The organism is Rhodanobacter sp. Col0626, from assembly GCF_049994385.1.
GTDB lineage: Bacteria > Pseudomonadota > Gammaproteobacteria > Xanthomonadales > Rhodanobacteraceae > Rhodanobacter.
The window spans coordinates 1,514,433-1,531,477 of record NZ_CP188260.1 but is presented as its reverse complement, the minus strand read 5'-3'; the positions used below and the strand labels follow the sequence as shown (position 1 = coordinate 1,531,477).

The 17,045-nt window shown below is 62.8% G+C and carries 17 protein-coding genes and 1 pseudogene; 13 read left to right on the top strand and 5 right to left on the bottom strand.

Translation table 11 applies throughout. From position 1 onward, the window contains the following. The first annotated feature begins 27 nt into the window (after positions 1 to 27). From ACPPVV_RS06340 to ACPPVV_RS06310, 7 genes and pseudogenes are all read left to right on the top strand, one after another. Positions 28 to 1,087: pseudogene (locus tag ACPPVV_RS06340) on the top strand (IS3 family transposase). Between the two features lie 498 nt (positions 1,088 to 1,585). Then, positions 1,586 to 2,365, top strand: a complete 780-nt coding sequence (locus ACPPVV_RS06335; protein WP_426702616.1) for a DUF72 domain-containing protein — start codon at positions 1,586 to 1,588, stop codon at positions 2,363 to 2,365. A gap of 65 nt (positions 2,366 to 2,430) precedes the next feature. Further along, positions 2,431 to 3,171 carry a DNA-formamidopyrimidine glycosylase family protein gene (locus ACPPVV_RS06330; protein ID WP_426702615.1) on the top strand — a complete coding sequence of 247 codons (741 nt, stop codon included), beginning with the start codon at positions 2,431 to 2,433 and terminating at the stop codon, positions 3,169 to 3,171. Positions 3,172 to 3,174: 3 nt separating this feature from the next. Continuing rightward, positions 3,175 to 4,134 (top strand): cation diffusion facilitator family transporter, encoded by a 960-nt coding sequence (locus ACPPVV_RS06325; protein WP_426702614.1) that lies wholly within the window; start codon positions 3,175 to 3,177, stop codon positions 4,132 to 4,134. 22 nt (positions 4,135 to 4,156) lie between these two features. Beyond that, entirely contained in the window at positions 4,157 to 4,780 is a 624-nt protein-coding gene (locus tag ACPPVV_RS06320; RefSeq protein ID WP_426702613.1) for an alpha-ketoglutarate-dependent dioxygenase AlkB, read from the top strand. A gap of 75 nt (positions 4,781 to 4,855) precedes the next feature. Continuing rightward, complete coding sequence (locus ACPPVV_RS06315) at positions 4,856 to 6,232, top strand: cation:proton antiporter (protein WP_426702612.1); 1,377 nt, start codon at positions 4,856 to 4,858, stop codon at positions 6,230 to 6,232. A gap of 101 nt (positions 6,233 to 6,333) precedes the next feature. Next, positions 6,334 to 7,041 carry a DUF4142 domain-containing protein gene (locus ACPPVV_RS06310; protein ID WP_426702611.1) on the top strand — a complete coding sequence of 236 codons (708 nt, stop codon included), beginning with the start codon at positions 6,334 to 6,336 and terminating at the stop codon, positions 7,039 to 7,041. Between the two features lie 190 nt (positions 7,042 to 7,231). Here the strand turns inward: ACPPVV_RS06310 and ACPPVV_RS06305 are convergent, their stop codons facing one another. Then, positions 7,232 to 7,855, bottom strand: coding sequence for a GIY-YIG nuclease family protein (locus tag ACPPVV_RS06305; protein WP_426702610.1), 624 nt, complete (start codon positions 7,853 to 7,855; stop codon positions 7,232 to 7,234). 104 nt (positions 7,856 to 7,959) lie between these two features. Between ACPPVV_RS06305 and ACPPVV_RS06300 the strand changes: the two genes are divergently transcribed. Continuing rightward, entirely contained in the window at positions 7,960 to 8,589 is a 630-nt protein-coding gene (locus ACPPVV_RS06300; protein ID WP_426702609.1) for a flavodoxin family protein, read from the top strand. A gap of 41 nt (positions 8,590 to 8,630) precedes the next feature. On the opposite strand, the gene ACPPVV_RS06295 is transcribed toward ACPPVV_RS06300, so the two are convergent. Then, complete coding sequence (locus ACPPVV_RS06295) at positions 8,631 to 8,999, bottom strand: hypothetical protein (RefSeq protein ID WP_426702608.1); 369 nt, start codon at positions 8,997 to 8,999, stop codon at positions 8,631 to 8,633. 243 nt (positions 9,000 to 9,242) lie between these two features. Between ACPPVV_RS06295 and ACPPVV_RS06290 the strand changes: the two genes are divergently transcribed. Then, positions 9,243 to 9,698, top strand: a complete 456-nt coding sequence (locus ACPPVV_RS06290; protein ID WP_426702607.1) for a PA2169 family four-helix-bundle protein — start codon at positions 9,243 to 9,245, stop codon at positions 9,696 to 9,698. 107 nt (positions 9,699 to 9,805) lie between these two features. Then, the gene (locus ACPPVV_RS06285; RefSeq protein WP_426702606.1) at positions 9,806 to 9,991 is read left to right on the top strand and encodes a hypothetical protein; all 186 of its coding nucleotides are present in this window, start codon (positions 9,806 to 9,808) and stop codon (positions 9,989 to 9,991) included. A gap of 74 nt (positions 9,992 to 10,065) precedes the next feature. Here ACPPVV_RS06285 and ACPPVV_RS06280 read toward each other — a convergent pair whose 3' ends face one another. Beyond that, positions 10,066 to 11,022: a Ku protein gene (locus ACPPVV_RS06280; protein ID WP_426702605.1), complete on the bottom strand. Its 957-nt coding sequence runs from the start codon at positions 11,020 to 11,022 to the stop codon at positions 10,066 to 10,068. A gap of 265 nt (positions 11,023 to 11,287) precedes the next feature. On the opposite strand from ACPPVV_RS06280, the gene ligD reads away from it, so the two are divergent. Further along, the gene (gene ligD, locus ACPPVV_RS06275) at positions 11,288 to 12,301 is read left to right on the top strand and encodes a non-homologous end-joining DNA ligase (RefSeq protein ID WP_426702604.1); all 1,014 of its coding nucleotides are present in this window, start codon (positions 11,288 to 11,290) and stop codon (positions 12,299 to 12,301) included. Between the two features lie 89 nt (positions 12,302 to 12,390). Here ligD and ACPPVV_RS06270 read toward each other — a convergent pair whose 3' ends face one another. Beyond that, positions 12,391 to 12,942: a type 1 glutamine amidotransferase domain-containing protein gene (locus tag ACPPVV_RS06270; RefSeq protein WP_426702603.1), complete on the bottom strand. Its 552-nt coding sequence runs from the start codon at positions 12,940 to 12,942 to the stop codon at positions 12,391 to 12,393. A gap of 208 nt (positions 12,943 to 13,150) precedes the next feature. On the opposite strand from ACPPVV_RS06270, the gene ACPPVV_RS06265 reads away from it, so the two are divergent. Further along, a complete protein-coding gene (locus ACPPVV_RS06265; protein WP_426702602.1) occupies positions 13,151 to 13,816 on the top strand; it encodes a UdgX family uracil-DNA binding protein in 666 nt (221 codons plus the stop codon). Continuing rightward, entirely contained in the window at positions 13,813 to 13,959 is a 147-nt protein-coding gene (locus tag ACPPVV_RS06260) for a hypothetical protein (RefSeq protein WP_426702601.1), read from the top strand. The genes ACPPVV_RS06265 and ACPPVV_RS06260 overlap by 4 nt, the downstream gene beginning before the upstream one ends. 4 nt (positions 13,960 to 13,963) lie before the next feature. Here the strand turns inward: ACPPVV_RS06260 and ACPPVV_RS06255 are convergent, their stop codons facing one another. Continuing rightward, positions 13,964 to 17,044 (bottom strand): error-prone DNA polymerase, encoded by a 3,081-nt coding sequence (locus tag ACPPVV_RS06255; RefSeq protein ID WP_426703183.1) that lies wholly within the window; start codon positions 17,042 to 17,044, stop codon positions 13,964 to 13,966. Between the last annotated feature and the right edge of the window lies 1 nt (position 17,045).

Sequence of the window (17,045 nt, the reverse complement as noted above, 5' to 3'; positions counted from 1 at the left end):
CAATCCCCCGTCCGAAGGAGATTGGACGTGAAGAAGCGGTTTACCGAAGAACAGATCATTGGCTTTCTGCGTGAGGTGGAGGCCGGCATGCCGGTAAAGGAGTTGTGCCGCAAGCACGGCTTCAGTGAGGCCTCGTACTACCTGTGGCGCAGCAAGTTCGGCGGGATGAGCGTGCCCGACGCCAAGCGGCTGAAGGAGCTGGAGACGGAGAACGGGCGGCTGAAGAAGCTGCTGGCCGAGCAGGTGCTTGAGAACGAGGTGATCAAGGACGCCCTGCGAAAAAAGTGGTGAGCGCACCAGCCCGACGCGAGCTGGTGCGGCAGATGGTCGAGCGGGGGTTGAGCGAGCGACGTGCGCTGGCGGTCGCCGTCATGAGCGCCAGCGCGTATCGCTATGCCACGCGCCCGGATCGCAACGAGGAACTCCGGCAACGGATCTTGGCCCTGGCGGAGCGGCACAAGCGCTATGGCGTGGGGATGATCCATCTGAAGCTGCGGCAGACGGGGTGGCTGGTGAACTACAAGCGCGTGGAACGGCTGTATCAGGAAGCGAGGCTGCAGGGTGCGGCGGCGCAAGCGGAAGAAGGTGCTTATCACCGAGCGGCAACCGTTGGCTCGGCCGAAAGCCGCCAACGAGGTCTGGTCGATGGATTTCGTGTTCGATCGCACGGCCGAAGGCCGCGTCCTCAAATGCCTGACGGTTGTCGACGATGCCACGCACGAGGCGGTGGTCATCGAGGTCGAGCGGGCAATCTCCGGCATCGGCGTGACGCGTGTGATGGATCGCCTGGCACTCAGCCGTGGCCTGCCTCGGGTGATTCGCAGCGACAACGGCAAGGAGTTCTGTGGCAAGGCGATTGTCAGCTGGGCGCACGAGCGTGGCGTGCAACTGCGTCTGATCGAACCGGGCAAGCCGAACCAGAACGCCTACATCGAGTCGTTCAACGGGCGCCTGCGCGACGAATGCCTCAACGAGCACTGGTGCTGCACGCACGCGCCGACGCTGGCGGCGGGAATACAACGAGGAGCGACCGAAGAAGGCGCTGGGTGGGCTGACACCCGCCGCCTATGCGAAGCAGTTAAAGTGAACCCGGACTCTAAACCGTCCCGCTACTCAAAGCGGGGGGACGTCGGTCAGAAATTTGCGAGACATGTTCATTGGTAATCCCTTGCTAGGTGGCGTGGTGAGGCGTCAGCGGATTGATGCTGACCTTGACTGGAGAGGTACAGCTCGGCGCAGAAATATCGCTGAAACCTTTGCCACATCTAGCTTTGAAGCCACATGAATTTCGCCTTAACACGGCAGGTGTCGCAAGTTCGATCCTTGCATCGCCCACCAACGAATACAACGACTTGGGCCACCTCATCAGGTGGTCTTTTTCGTTGTGCGACGGGTGCGGAATTCCGATCCAAAACGCTCCACAAACCAGGGATCCGCGCCGGTGAAGTCCGAGTCCGATCGCGCCCCCGCGGCCTTGAACCGGGTTCAGCAGCATCGCCCACCGGTTGCAGGCTCGCGCCCCGCATCACATCGGCATGACATCGCAACGGCTCCAGTGCGCTGGAATCCACTTGTCACGCCAGCCATGTCCATCAACCCTCGATTGCCACGCGCGCACCGTGCCAAACCTGTTGTATTTGTCGGTTGCGCCGGCTGGGCGATCCCGGCCCTTCACGCAGATCGCTTCCCCTCGGGCGCAAGCCACCTGCAGCGCTACGCGCAGGTGTTCAACTGCGTGGAGATCAATTCCTCGTTCTACCGTCCCCACCTGCCTTCGACGTATCGACGATGGTCGGACACCGTGCCTGCGGGGTTTCGGTTCGCGGTAAAGATGCCTCGCACCATCAGTCACCAAGCGCGACTGAGTGATGACGAGCCGGCGTTGCAGGCGTTCCTCGCCCAGGTCGATCAGCTCGGCGAGAAGCTGGGTTGCCTGCTGTTGCAGCTACCGCCCAGCCTGGTTTATGCACCCACGGTGGCGCTGCCCTTCTTCGATACATTGCGCCGTCTGCATTCGGGACCAGTCGTCTGCGAGCCGCGCCACGCGTCATGGTTCACTGCGCAGGTCAATCGATGTCTGGACGAACGTGGCATCGCCCGGGTTGCCGCCGATCCGGCCCGATTGCCGCGCGCGGCGCTGCCAGCGGGTGACCCGACGCTGCAATACCTGCGGCTGCACGGGTCGCCGCGGATGTATTACGACAGCTATTCCGATGCGGTGCTGCAGCAGGTTGCCGACAGATTGCAGCGCACCAGCCGGCGGACCGCACAGCGCTGGTGCATTTTCGACAACACCGCGAACGGTCATGCCATCCCCAACGCACTGGCTGTGGCCGACCGCGTCGGGAACGGCCACGCAAGCTGAGCGGACTTCACCTCGCGTGATCGTGGCGCGTTGCAAAGTGACTTTCGCCACCGTGGAGACAGACCATGCCGGAAGGCCCGTCCATCGTGATCCTGCGTGAAGAGGCCGCGGCTTTCGCCGGCCAGACCATCCGGCGCGCGGAAGGCAACGCGAAGATCGACATGCAACGCCTGCCCGGGCGGCAGGTGTTGGCGTTGCGCAGTTTCGGCAAGCAATTCCTGATCGAATTGCCGGACGCTCTCGCCGTGCGCATCCATTTGCTGATGTACGGCAGCTATCGCATCGACGAACGCAAGGACGCCGCGCCACGACTCAGCCTCGGCTTCGATAAAGGCGAGCTCAATTTCTACAGTTGTTCCGTGCGCCTGCTGGAAGGCGACCTCGACGCCCTGTACGACTGGCGCGCCGATGTGATGTCGGACAGCTGGGATCCCGCGCTGGCCCGCGCCAAGCTGCGCGGGATGCCGCAGACCCTGGTCTGCGATGCGCTGCTGGACCAAACCGTGTTTGCGGGCGTCGGCAACATCATCAAGAACGAAGTGCTCTACCGGACGCGGATCCACCCGCTGTCGATGGTTGGCGCGTTGTCGGCGTACAAGCTGCGCGAACTGGTGCAACAGGCACGCGTCTATGCCTTCGAGTTCCTCGCCTGGAAGAAGGCCTTCGTGTTGCGCCAGCACTGGCTGGTGCACAACCGCAGCCGCTGCCCGCGCCACGACATCCCGCTGCGGCGCGCCTACCTCGGCAAGACCCACCGGCGCAGCTTCTTCTGCGAACGCTGCCAGAAACTCTACACACAGGATTGACCGATGGCCGCCTCGGGCTCGCACAAGGTGGTCTATGCGGCGCTCGCCGGCAACCTTGCGATCGCCGTCGCCAAATTCGTGGCTGCAGGTTTCTCCGGCAGTTCGGCGATGCTCAGCGAAGGCGTGCATTCACTGGTCGACACCGTCAACGAATTGCTGTTGCTGTACGGATTGCGGCGCGCCGCGATGCCGCCCGATCGCACGCATCCGTTCGGTCATGGCCGGGAGCTGTATTTCTGGAGTTTCATCGTGGCCTTGCTGGTGCTTTCCATGGGCGCCGGCGTGTCCTTTTTCGAAGGAGTGATGCACATCCGTCGGCCGGAACCGGCCTCGCATCCGCTGCTGAATTACCTGGTCCTGGCCGTGTCGTTCGTGTTCGAGGGCGGTTCCTGGTACGTGGCCTTGCGCGAATTCCGAAGGCACAAGGGTCGCCTCGGTTACTTCGAGGCATTCCGGCTGAGCAAAGACCCCACCACCTTCACCGTCCTGCTTGAGGACAGTGCTGCCATACTGGGCCTGCTGCTGGCGCTGGCCGGTCTGGTCGGCGCGCAACTGCTTGAGCTGCCCATACTCGACGGTGTGGCGTCGCTCGGCATCGCCGGCGTACTGACCACCTCCGCCCTGCTGCTGGCACGCGAGACCAAGGGTCTGCTGATTGGGGAAACCGCGCACGCTTCCGTCAGTGAATCGATCCTGCGGATCGCCGCCGACGATGAAGGCGTGCGTTGCGCCAACGGCGTACTGACGGTGCAGATGGGCCCGAATCAGGTCGTGGCCGCCTTGAGTGCCGAGTTCGAAGACGCAATGACCACGCCGCAAATCGAAACCTGCATCAACCGCATCGAAAAACAGGCCAAGATCGCGCATCCGGAAATCGTCTCGCTGTTCGTCAAGCCGCAGACGGCGAAGACCTGGCGTACGCGACGCGATGCTCTCGAAACCGGCGAGGACCTACTGCCATGACCCCGCACTACGAGATCCGGCCATGGCGCAGTTGAGCCTGTTCGAGGGCGGCTCGCAGGTGCTGCTCGATGATGCCAGCGGGCGCATCGTGCTGACGCCTGAGCTGATTGACCGAGCTACTGCGCAAGCCTGGTTCGACCAGTTGCACGATGGCATCGCGTGGAAGAGCGGCCGGCGGCTGATGTACGAACGCGAAGTGGACGTGCCGCGGCTGCGCGCGCATTTCCGTGCGGATGATCCGCAGTTGCCGCCGGCATTACGCAGCGCGCACGCCATCGTCAGTGCATCGGTAGGCGCGCCGTTCGACAGCATCGGCCTCAACCTGTATCGCGACCAGCATGACAGCGTGGCACCGCATAACGACAAACTCGACGATCTGGTGCAGGGACAGCCGATCGCCGTGCTCTCGCTCGGTGCCACGCGGCGCATGTCCATTCGTGCGAAACGGCCACCCCGCCGCGTGCTGCATGTGGACCTCGAGAGCGGCAGCCTGATCCTGATGAGCTGGGATACCCAGCTGCATTATGACCACGCCATTGCGAAGCAGCGCACGCCCGTGGAACCACGCATCAGCCTTGCGTTCCGCGTGCGCGGAGCGAACGCGATACCAGCTCCTGACCCGCGCGCCGGTCCCGTCACGCGGTAAGGCAAGCCCGGATGTTGTCGCGAATTTCATCGCAGCGACCCCACTATCCCCAGGCACTTTCAAAAGGCAGGGCCCATGGGTTTTCTTGGATGGATTGCCTCGGTCGGCGGATTGCTCCTGCTGATGTCGCTGGCCTCGGGGTGGATCCGCCAGCTGCCGATGACCACGTTCAGCCTGTATCTCGTGGCTGGCGTTCTGGCCGGGCCGTGGGTGCTGGGGTTGTTGAACATCGACTTTGTCGTTCACGCCCGCGGTATCGCGCGGGTGACCGAGATCGCGCTGGTGATCTCGCTATTCATGACCGGCCTGAAATTGCGCATGGGTTTTCGTGCGCCTGACTGGCGCATGGCTCTGCGGCTCGCGCTGCCGGCCATGCTGCTGACCGTGGCCGGCATCACCTTGGTGGCGCATGGGGCATTCGCCGTGAAGTGGCCATTCGCATTGCTGCTGGGCGCCATCGCTGCACCGACCGACCCGGTATTGGCCAGCATGGTTGCAGTGAACGACGCCGGCGACCGGGACAAGCTGCGAATCGCCCTTTCCGGTGAGGCGGGTCTGAATGATGGCACCGCACTGCCTCTGGTGATGCTGGCGCTGCTTTTGCTGAGCGGCCCGGTTTCATCGGGCGATGTGGCACAGTGGTTCGCCAGGGATTTCGCCTGGGCCCTGATCGGCGGGCTAGGCATCGGCTTCGCATTGGGCTGGGCCATCGGCTTGCTTGGTGTGAAGCTGAAGACGAAGAGCAAGGACATCGCACCGAGCGATTTCCTTGCGCTGGCGTTGATGGCGCTGGCGTACGCGTCGGCGCAGTCGCTTTCGGCATCCGGCTTTCTGGCTGCCTTCGCTGCCGGACTCGGACTGCGTCACGCCGAATTGTACGTGGTGAAACATCACCCCCACCCGCATATCCGCGACGGAGACAACGACGTCTCGTCGCATCCGCCAGCGGAAATCCTGGTCAATCCGCGCAAGCGCGAACAGGACGATGCGGGCGAGCCGGCCACCTCGGTCGGTATGGTAGTTTCCGATGCACTCTCCTTTGGCGAGACACTGGAGCGGCTGATCATCGCGGCGCTGGTGTTGCTGCTCGGCGCAGCGTTCGCGCGCTATTGGCACCTTACCGGCGTGGCAGTCGCCCTGGCATTGTTCCTTCTCGTGCGGCCGCTTGCGGTATTGCTCGCCACCATCAGATCGGGTGTTCCCGTACCGCGGCGTCTGTTGATCGGCTGGCTGGGAATCCGCGGCATCGGCAGCCTGAATTACCTGGCCTATGCGATCACGCATGGCCTGAACGGGCCGCAGGCAGGGCTGGCGGCCAGCTTCGTGATCACCATCGTGGTGCTGAGCATCATCGTGCATGGCATCACGACGCCGCCATTGATGGCGTGGCGCCGCGCCCGGCTAAAGGCTCACGAGGAAAATGCGAACAGGTCCGCCAGCGAGGAAACCTGAATGCAGGCGGCGACGTCACTGGCCGCTGAACTTGAATATCACGTGGAATTCGCTCGCCTTCGGGTCTTCTTCCCTGCATCGAAACTCGAAGGGAAACCATCATGTTCAGCCGACCATTGACACGCGTCGTCGCCGCAAGTGCATTGTCTTTTGGCGTCGCCTGCGCGGCGTTCGCCCAATCCGCCACCAAAGCCCCGCTGGTGGCGAATGCTGCCGACAGCACGTTCATGACCCACGCCGCTGCCGATGGCATCGCCGAAGTGCAGATGGGTCAGATGGCGCTGGACAAGTCATCCGATGCCGAAGTTAAAAAACTCGCCCAGCGCATCGTCGACGACCACACCAAGGCCAACACCACACTGCGCACCCTGGCGCAGGCCAAGCAGGTCACCTTGCCAGCGGCACCGATGCAGGACGCGCAGAAAGCGGCCGAGGACATGAAAAAGCTGGACGGGAAGGCCTTCGACCAGAGCTGGACCGATTCGATGGTGAAGAATCACCAGAAGGCCGTCGCGCTGTTCACCGCCGAAAACAAGCAGACGCAAGATCCCGACATGCGGAAATTCACCAGCAGCACCCTGCCCACGTTGCAGGGCCATCTCGAAACCGCACGGCAGGTGCAGGATCATCTGGGCGTTTCAAAGGTGCGCGACGATGTGATGGACAACCACACCAAGGCCATGGACGACGACACCTTTGCGCACACCAGTCCCGCTGCGGCGGCAACGGCAGCAACCGCGCCGACAACCATGCCGGCACAGACGCACACACCCGTACCGGCACCGGCCACCACCAACCGGAGCCACTGATGAACGCTACCGTCAAGCAGCGATGTGCCCATCTGGCGTGCACCTGCACGGTGCCACCGGGTGAGGCCTACTGCAGCGAGCACTGCCGCAAACGGGTGGAGTCACCGGTCTCCGATCAGGTCGAGGGATGTCAATGTGGCCATGCCGAGTGCGCGTCGGCGCGCGATGAGGCACAGAAGGTGGAACAACCTCACCGCTCCCGTTCCGATCCGAAATAATCGGTGCGGTGGTACCAATCGAACACCGAGCCGGGCAGCAACGCCGCAATATCGATGTCGAGCGCCACGTAAGCGTCGAGCACATCGCGCAGTACCGTCGCTGCCCTGGCGTTGTGTTCATGGGTCGGGACGTTGAAGTGTTGGTACTCGATCATCTCCAGCATGCGCAACGACCAGCCAAACAGCAGTTCGCTCCAGTCGCCAAACCGCTCACGCAGCCACGCACTCAGCGGTGCGTGCAGGACGAAGCCTTGTTCTGCACAGATGTGTCGCGCCAGCGCATCCACCTGCGGGGATACGCCGCGAAACCATTCGGTATGGCCAGCGGCCGACTGCGGCACCACCAGTGGCGCCGGAGCGCGGCAGTCGGCGAACGTGGTGATGAAAAGTCGTTCGATGCGCCTCGCATCGCGCAACTGGTCGGCATGGATGAGCAGGCCGCGCTCCAGGTCGAAGAATTCGAAGAACCGTCGATGCAGCGTGCGAAACCGGTCCAGCGGATCACGCGAGAAACCGACTTTGAGGATGTCTTCGTTCCGGCAGGGCAACACGTAGACATAGGTGCGCCCGCGGCTGGCGAAGCGTGGATAGCTCACGTCATCTTGCACAGCAGAACCTGCAACGGGTGGTTTCTTTCATCGTCGCATGACAACGACACCGCTAGTCTCCGGCTCTCCGTGTCACTTCGCAAGGCATGTCCATGGCAAAGAAGAACGCACCACCCTCGCTCAGCGCATTGGGCATGAACTGCACGCTGAAGCGTGGGCCGGAGGATTCTTCCACGCAGAAACTGCTGGATCAGATCCTGCATGCGATGAAACCCCACGGTGTCGATACCTCCAGCGTGCGCGTGGTCGACCATGACATCAAACCGGGCGTCAAGACCGACGAGGGCGATGGCGATGAATGGCCCACACTGCGCCGCCAGGTGCTCGATGCAAACATCTTGGTGCTGGCCTCGCCGATCTGGATGGGCCAACCGTCCAGCGTGGCCAAACGCGTGCTTGAGCGCATGGATGCGTTTCTCGGCGATATCGACGAGCAAGGTCGTTATCCCACGTTCGGGCGCGTTGCCGTGGTGGCGGTGGTCGGAAACGAAGACGGTGCACATCACGTCACCGCCGAGCTGTATCAGGCACTGGCCGACGTCGGCTTCAGCATCCCCGGCGGCAGTTCCGCGTACTGGGTCGGCGAGGCCATGGGGAGCACGGATTACAAGGACCTGAAGCGCACGCCGAAAAAACTCGCCGACACCATCGAAACGCTGGCGTGCAACGCTGCGCATCTTGCGGCGCTGCTGAAGGAACGCCCTTACCCGGCGTCGAAATGATCCACGCTGGTCGATAGCGTCACACCGGCCGAAGCCTTCCTTCAGGTCGCATCCGACGAGGAGTGCCCGGTGTCGGCGTGACCGGAAATAGCGGCCGACCCGGCAACATCGGCGGCGTCCCCCGGGCTGCGCAGATCGTTCTTCGCCGGCCGCTCGACATCCCGATCGTGCTCTTCTTCATCTTCCGTCACCCCTTCAACATCCTCGGCATCATGCGGGTTGCGCTGCTGACCCGGGATCCGCTCCGGCGCGTTGGCCGGACGCCCGGGAGCCGGCCCGGCGTCGCCTTGCCTGCGTGCATCATCACGCTGCTTCTTCTGTTCATCCGTCAACTGATCCGAACCGCTTCGCGTGTCCCGGCTGTTTTTGGTGTTGGCCGCGCCGAACTGGGGAATGTTGGTGTTGCCCATGATGTGCTCCGAAGGTAAGCCGTGATTAGCCACTACGGAGTGTTCTCCTGCCCGCGTCTTCTGGGTGTGGAAGCGTTGTTGCAGCGGAGTTCGAAGCGGCGTTTCCGCATTCGCAGTCAGGAACATCATCGGCGATTGAACAGATCCATGCCGCGGCACTCACGCCCAGTGACGTTAACTGGTTCCCGGCGATTCCCCTGCCCAATCACGGATTCTCCATCGGAATCCCCAGGAGAGCACTACATGAACAGCAAGCACGACATCAAGATTCTGAACAGCCTGGTCGAAACCACACTCGACAGCGTGGATGGTTACACCGAAGCGGCCAAGGATGCGAAGAGTGCATCGTTGATCTCACTATTCAACGCGCGTTCCACCGAACGCCGTGCCGCGGTGTCGAAGCTGCAGGAGTGTGTTCGTTCGCTGGGCGGCGAGCCCGAGGACGACGGCACCATTCTGGCGTCCGCGCATCGCGCATTCGTGAACCTGCGCACCAGCCTTACCTCGAAAGACAACACCGCCGTGGTCGATGAGGTCGAGCGTGGCGAGGATCACATCAAGGCCAAGTTCGAAGACGCCCTGAAGGACAAGGACGTCTCGTCCCCGACGATGGCGGTGATCAGCGATGTATACGCTTCGGTACTCAGTGGCCACGACCAGATGCGGGATATCAAGAAGACCCTGCACGCCGCCGACTAAGAGCGTTATCGCGACCTGGACGGGCGGATACCCACGTATCCGCCTGCTTCCTCAAGCATGACGCATGACGTGTTGCCGGCTGATGCCGCACCAAGGAGGACATTGTGATGAACGCACTTCCCACCGAGCCATGCGCCCATCCCGGTTGCGCCTGCAAGGTCGACGCCGGGCTGACGTACTGCAGCGATTATTGCCGGCACAAAGGCGAACGACAGGTGGATGGCGAAACGTGTGACTGTGGCCATTCCGACTGCATCATCGAAGAAGCCCTGCAACGAATGGAGCAGGATTGATCGCGCGCACGCACGCTTGACCTCCGGCGCGACTGTCCGTCACATCGCCCCATCACATCAACAACCCGATCACATCAGCCAGCCTTGCGTTTCGTTGATGCGCGTTTGGCGGCCTTTTTCGTCGTCGATTTCTTTTTTGCGCCAACGCTGGTCTTTCCAGTTGATTCTTTCTTCGTCGCCGCTTTCCGAGCCACGGATTTTGTGGCCGCCTTCTTCGCCGGCGTCCGCTTCTTGCTGGCCAGGCTCTTCTGCAACAACGCCATGAAGTCCACCACGTTGGTGGTGGCGTTTTCCGGCGTCTCGGCTTCTTCGTCTTCAGTCGTAGGCGTGACCACGCCCTTGGACTTGAGTCGCTTCTCGATGACCTTGCGCAGGCGATCGCGGAATTCGTCGCGATAGCCGGCGGGTTTCCATTCATCGCTCATCGAGTCGATCAGCTGCTCGGCCATCTGTATTTCTTTCGGCGAAACGCGGTATTTCGATGCTGCTCCCTGCGGAATCTTGAAATCTTCCACATCGATCAACTCCTGCGGATAGCGCAGAAGCATGAGCATCAGTGCATCGCCGCGAGGCATGACTGCCGACAGGTATTCACGCGTGCGGATCACCACCCTGGCGATGCCGACCTTGCCGGTGCGCTTGAGTGTTTCGCGGAACAGCACGTAGCCCTTCTCCGCCTTCTTCCCTGGCACCAGGATGTAGGGCTTTTCGTAATACTCCGGCCCAATGGAATCCGCATCGACGAAGGCCTGCACCTCCACCGCCTCGCGGCCTTCGGACGCCGCCGACTTGATGTCATCCGGCTCCAGCACGACGTAGCTGCCCTTCTCGTACTCGAAGGCCTTGACGATCTCCTTCCACGGCACTTCTTCCCCGGTTTCCGCATTGACGCGCTCGTAGCGCACCGGCGTATTGCTGCGGCTGTCCAGCATGCGGAAATGAAGATCGACGCTGCGTTCGCCCGACATCAGCGACACCGGCACGTTGAGCAGACCGAAGGAAAGGGTTCCGGACCAGATGGGACGTGCCATGGCTTGCTTGTCTCCGGCAGCGGGGATCGGGACGACTTGACTTGTTCATGCGCGTCCCTGCGGATTGCAGATACGCGCCATGCGCTCTCTCACGCAGGCACTTGATGCTCGTGGAATCGAGGTGTCGACTATTCCTGTTGCCGTGTGGACGTGCTGTCAAATGTCACCTTGACATGATGATCGCTTCACTCGAGGCGAACGGCCCGGACACTACGGTGCATGGGCCAGCTGCCTGGAAACGCGGGGCGGCCCCAAGCTCCAAGCTATGGCCTGCATCGACAACAACCTGTTGCGCCAACCGAGCCCGAAGACCATGCGTACCGCCAAGACCGCCGAGGACCTCACCGATTCCCATCGCGCCGCCAGCAAATCGACGGCACCGAAACGCCGAAAGTCATCCGTCGCACCGATGTCGGCGGAGATCGCCATCACCCATCCCGATCGCGTGGTTTTCCCCGACGACGGCATCACCAAGCAGGACGTGGCCGACTATTACGCCATCGTCATGAAGTGGTTCCTGCCCGGCGTGGTGAACCGCCCCACCTCGGTCATCCGCTGTCCCGAAGGCATGGCGAAGGACTGTTTCTTCCAGAAGCACATGATCACGGGGTTGAAGCATGTGGGGGTGGTGAATCTGAAAGAGGAGTCCGGCACGCGGGCAACCTACATCTATCCGCAGGATGCCGATTCGGTGCTCGAACTGGTGCAGTTCGGCGCACTGGAATTCCATCCGTGGGGCGCCACCGTCGACCGATCCGAGCTGGCCGATCGGGTGATCTTCGACCTGGACCCCGGCGACAACGTGCCTTGGCCGCGCGTGGTAGCTGCGGCACGATTGCTGCGCAAACTGCTTGCGCAATCGGGGCTGGAATCCTTCGTGCGCACCACCGGCGGCAAGGGCCTGCATGTTGTGGTTCCGCTGAAGCCCGGTTGTGCCTGGCCACAGGTGAAGGACTTTGCACAGGTTTTTGCTTTTCGCCTGGCGCAGGCACATCCAGAGGAGTTCATTGCCACCGCGACCAAGGCGCAGCGCAGCGGAAAGATCTACCTCGACTATCTGCGCAACAGTCGCGGCGCCACCAGCGTGGCATCGTATTCCCTGCGCGCACGCGCCGGTGCACCCGTGGCCATGCCGCTGCGCTGGAGCGAACTGGGCAAACTGAAGAGCGGCCATGATTTCGATATCCACACTGCGCCCAAACGACTTGCACGGCTGCGTTCGGATCCCTGGGCCGGCATCGACGAAGTGCGCCAGCGCATCAGCAAGAAATCAGGTTGAGCGCCGGCACCGATTCGAAATTCTGCGGGATGTATGAATTCACCGGTTAGCAGACCACTTCACCTGTCGCCATGCGCGGAGCGGAGCGTTTACACGGTGGCGCTCAGCGCATCGATGAGCGCGGTGGTAAACGCGGGAATGTCGTCCGGCTTGCGGCTGGTGATCAGCTGGCCGTCACGCACCACTTCGCTGTCCTGCCAGTGCGCACCGGCGTTTTCCAGGTCTTTGCGCAGCGACGGCCATGAGGTGACCTTGCGATTTTCGACCAGTCCGGCGTCGATCAACGTCCACGGTCCATGGCAGATCGCCGCGACCGGTTTGCCGTCCGCGTCGAACGCCTTGATCAGTGCGATCGCCGCCGGCTCCAGCCGCAGTTTGTCCGGATTCATCACACCACCAGGCAACACCAGCGCGTCGTAGTCATCCGCCTGCGCATCCTTCAACGCCACATCCACCTTCACCGGATCGCCCCAGTTCTGCTTGCTCCAGCCCTTGATCTGCGCGGCACCGCCGGGGGCGATGACCACCGTCTTCGCACCCGCCTGTTCCAGGAATCGTTTCGGCTCGGTCAGTTCCGATTGTTCGAATCCATCGGTGGCGAGAATGGCGACGGTGCGCCCGACCAGGTTGAATGAAGACATGACGCTCTCCTGCGGAAAGTGTCCAGCATCGCGTTCGACGCATGTAGCTGGCGTCAGCTCACTGTGAGAAGACCGTCATTCGACTGAATGGAGCGCTTGACGGCCTGTGCACTGGCGCCCTGCGATGGTGGATGCACAACGCAACCGCCATGCGGTGACTTCGTTCGTCGCAGGTTCCGTTACAGACCTTCAAGGCAGGCCTATCGATGTGACTTGCGAAGTCGTCATTCCGCTGGCAAAACCGGTGGACGACATCCCCGCCGGCAACCTGGCGACCCTGCGTCGCAAGGCGGGTCATTGCCGCGCCTGTCCGCTGTGGCGCGATGCGACGCGCACGGTGTTCGGCGAAGGTCCTGTTCATGCGCCGGCGATGCTGATTGGCGAACAGCCCGGCGCGCAGGAGGATATCGCCGGCGAACCCTTTGTGGGCCCGGCTGGACAGCTGCTCGACCGTGCCATGGCCGACGCGGGGCTCGATCGCAAGGCGCTTTACCTCACCAATACCGTCAAGCATTTCAAGTACGAAGTACGCGGCACGGCGAAACTGCACAAGCGCGCCAATGCCTCGGAACAAGCTGCCTGCCGCCAGTGGCTGGCGGCGGAATTGTTGCGCGTGCAGCCGCGGCTGGTCATCGGGCTTGGTGCCATGGCGGCGCAGACCTTGTTTGGCAAGTCGTTCCGCATCACCAGCCAGCGCGGCGAATGGCATGATCTGGGTGAAGGCGTGCGTGGGCTCGCCACCTGGCATCCCTCCGCGGTGTTGCGCATGCCAAGACAGGAGCGTCGCCAGCAGGCCTATGCCGAACTGGTGGCCGACCTGCGTGAGGTCGCCGCCGCGCTCGACAGCGTGGGAAACGCGGGAGCATCGTCGTGAAACGTGGCCGCTGGCTGGCTTTGCTGTTCCTGGTGGCGGCGCTGATCGCGATCCTGATCACAGGTTTCTATTTGGGCATCACGCATAAGGAAGCACGCCCGGCCGACAGCACGTCGCCGGGCACCACCGCACCGCTGCACTGAAGCCTCAGTGAAAATCGCGCGAGCGTGTGTCCAGTGCGCCAAGCAGTGCGCTCAGATCACGCAGGCGATGGGCGATCAGGTGACTGACGCCGTCCACGGTTTCCCATTGCCCATCCACGGCCAGCAGCCTGGCTTCGAGCAACACCCGACGCTGCGCCTCGGCAACATGACGCCACACGATCACGTTGACCAGGCCGTGTTCGTCCTCGAGCGTCACGAAGATGATGCCGCTGGCGGTTTGCGGTTGCTGCCGCGATGTCACCAGCCCGGCCACGCGCACGCGACTGTTGTGTGGTTGCCTGCGCAGTGTTTTCCCGTCGATGCAGCGCGCCGCGTTCAAACGGGCGCGGATCTGTCGCAGTGGATGCGCGCCCAGGCTGAGCCCGACGCGCGCGTAGTCCGCCAGCGTGTCCTCGGCTTGCGTGGGCAACGGCAAGGCCACAGCTCGTTCGGCCGGGCTTTCGCTACCGAACAGCGGCAGTTGTGGCTCGACGCCGGCTACCGCCCAGCGGGCGCGATGGCGATGGCCGGCCAGCCCGCGCAAAGCCGCCGCATCGGCCAGCAACTCCTGATGACGGTGATCGAGACCGGCCCGTGAACATAGATCGGTGATGTCGGCGAAGGACTGTTGTTTGCGCGCCGCCACCAGGCGAAGCGCTGTCGCTTGGGAACATCCTCGCACCATGCGCAGACCCAGCCGAATGGCGCGTGCATCGGCATGACCGCGCGGGTCGGTTTCCAGCGTGCAGTCCCAGTCGCTGAAACGCACATCCACGGGACGCACCGTGACGCCATGGCGACGCACGTCCTGCACGATCTGGCTCGGCCCGTAAAAACCCATCGGCAACGAGTTGAGCAGCGCGCAGGCGAACGCTGCCGGGTAGTGGCATTTCAGCCAACTCGATGCGTAGACCAGGTTGGCGAAGCTGGCTGCGTGCGACTCGGGAAAGCCGTAGGAGCCGAAACCCTTGATCTGCTCGAAGATGCGGGCAGCGAACTCTGCCGTGTATCCGTTCTTCAGCATGCCCTGCATCAGCTTGTCGCGATGTGGCTCCAGCCCGCCATGGCGTTTCCATGCCGCCATCGAACGGCGCAACTTGTCGGCTTCGCCGTCGGTGAAGTCGGCTGCCACTATGGCCAGCTTCATGACCTGTTCCTGGAACAGCGGTACGCCGAGCGTGCGTTTCAACACCTTCTTGAACTCGGGCGACGGATAGTCGACTTCTTCTTCGTTATTTCGGCGCCGCAGGTACGGATGCACCATGTCGCCCTGGATCGGGCCGGGTCGCACGATCGCCACCTGGATCACCAGGTCGTAAAAATTCGCCGGCCGATGCCGCGGCAGCATCGCCATCTGCGCGCGGCTTTCGATCTGGAAGACACCGACGGTATCGGCGCGCTGGATCATTTTGTAGGTTTCATGGTCACCGGGCTCGATCGTCGCGATGGTCTTGATGACGCCATGTTCGCTTTCCAACAAGCCGAAGCATTTGCGCAGGCAGGTCAGCATGCCCAGCGCCAGGCAATCGACCTTCAGCATGCGCATGTAATCCAGGTCGTCCTTCTCCCACTGGATGACGGTGCGGTCGGGCATCGCCGCGTTTTCCACCGGCACCATTTCGCTCAGCGACGCATTCGAGATCACGAAGCCACCGACGTGTTGCGACAGGTGCCGCGGCATGCCGAGCAATTCGTACGTGAGCTTCAATACGCGACGGATGATCGGGCTGTCCGGGTCGAAACCCTGTTCGCGCAGCCGCTCCTCGGCTGTGCTGTCGCCCCAGCCACGCGCAAAGACATCGCTGAGCTGGTCGACCTGGTCCAGCGGCAGCCCGAGCGCCTTGGCCACGTCGCGCACTGCGCTGCGGCCGCGGTAACAGATCACGGTGGCGGCCAGCGCGGCACGCTCGCGTCCGTATTTACCATAGATGTACTGGATGACATCTTCGCGCCGCTCGTGTTCGAAATCGACATCGATGTCGGGCGGTTCGTCGCGGTCCTCGCTGATAAAGCGTGCGACCAGAAGATTGTTGACGTCCGGATCCACCTCGGTCACGCCCAGCGCGAAACAAACGGCGGAGTTGGCGGCCGAGCCGCGGCCCTGGCAGAGGATTTCCTTGCTGCGTGCGAAGCGCACGATGTCGTATACGGTGAGAAAGAAGGCTTCGTACTTCTTCGTCGCGATCAGCGCCAGCTCGTCATCGATCAGCTTGCGCACCTTGTCGCTGACGCCCTGCGGCCAGCGCCACCGAATCCCTTCCTCGGCAAGTTGGCGCAACCAGCTGGTGGACGTGTGGTCTTTGGGCACCAGTTCCGTCGGATAGTCGTATTCGAGTTCGCTCATGTGGAAGGTGCAGCGCCGGGCGATGCGCACGCTTTCCTGCAGCAAGGCCTCGGGGTAGATATCGGCCAGCACATCGCATCGGCGCAGATGCCGTTCGCCATTGCGGAAGATCAGCGCGCCCGCTTCGGCGATCGGCACGCGGTGGCGGATCGCGGTGAGCGTGTGCTGCAGGGCCAGGCGGCGGCGCACGTGCATGTGCACGTCACCGCCAGCCACCAGCGGAAGATCCAGTGCACGGCCAAGCGCCTGCAGTTGGCGCAGGTGCCCGGCGTCATCGGGTCCGCGATGAAGCTCCACCGCCAGCCATGCGCGGTCGCCAAACGTTTCACGCATCCAGCGGCCATGCGCGATATCCGGTTGCGGTTGCGGTATCCACAAGGCCAACGTGCCCGGTAGCCCTCCTTGCAGATCCGCGCGGGTGAGCCGGTAAGTGCCTTTTTCCGAGGCCCGGCGCCCGAGCGTGATCAGCCGGCAAAGTCCGGCATAGCCCGATTTGTTTTCGCACAGCAGTACCAGCTTCGGGCCATCGTCGAGCTGGAACTCCGCGCCGACGATCAGTTTCAGGCCAGTCTCGTTCGATGCCTGGTAGGCGCGCACGATGCCGGCCAGCGAGCATTCGTCGGTGATCGCCAGCGCGCTGTAGCCGCATGCCTTGGCGCGCTCGAACAACTCGCGCGCGCTGGACGCGCCGCGACCGAACGAGAAGTCGGACAGGCAGTGCAGTTCGGCGTACGAACTCATA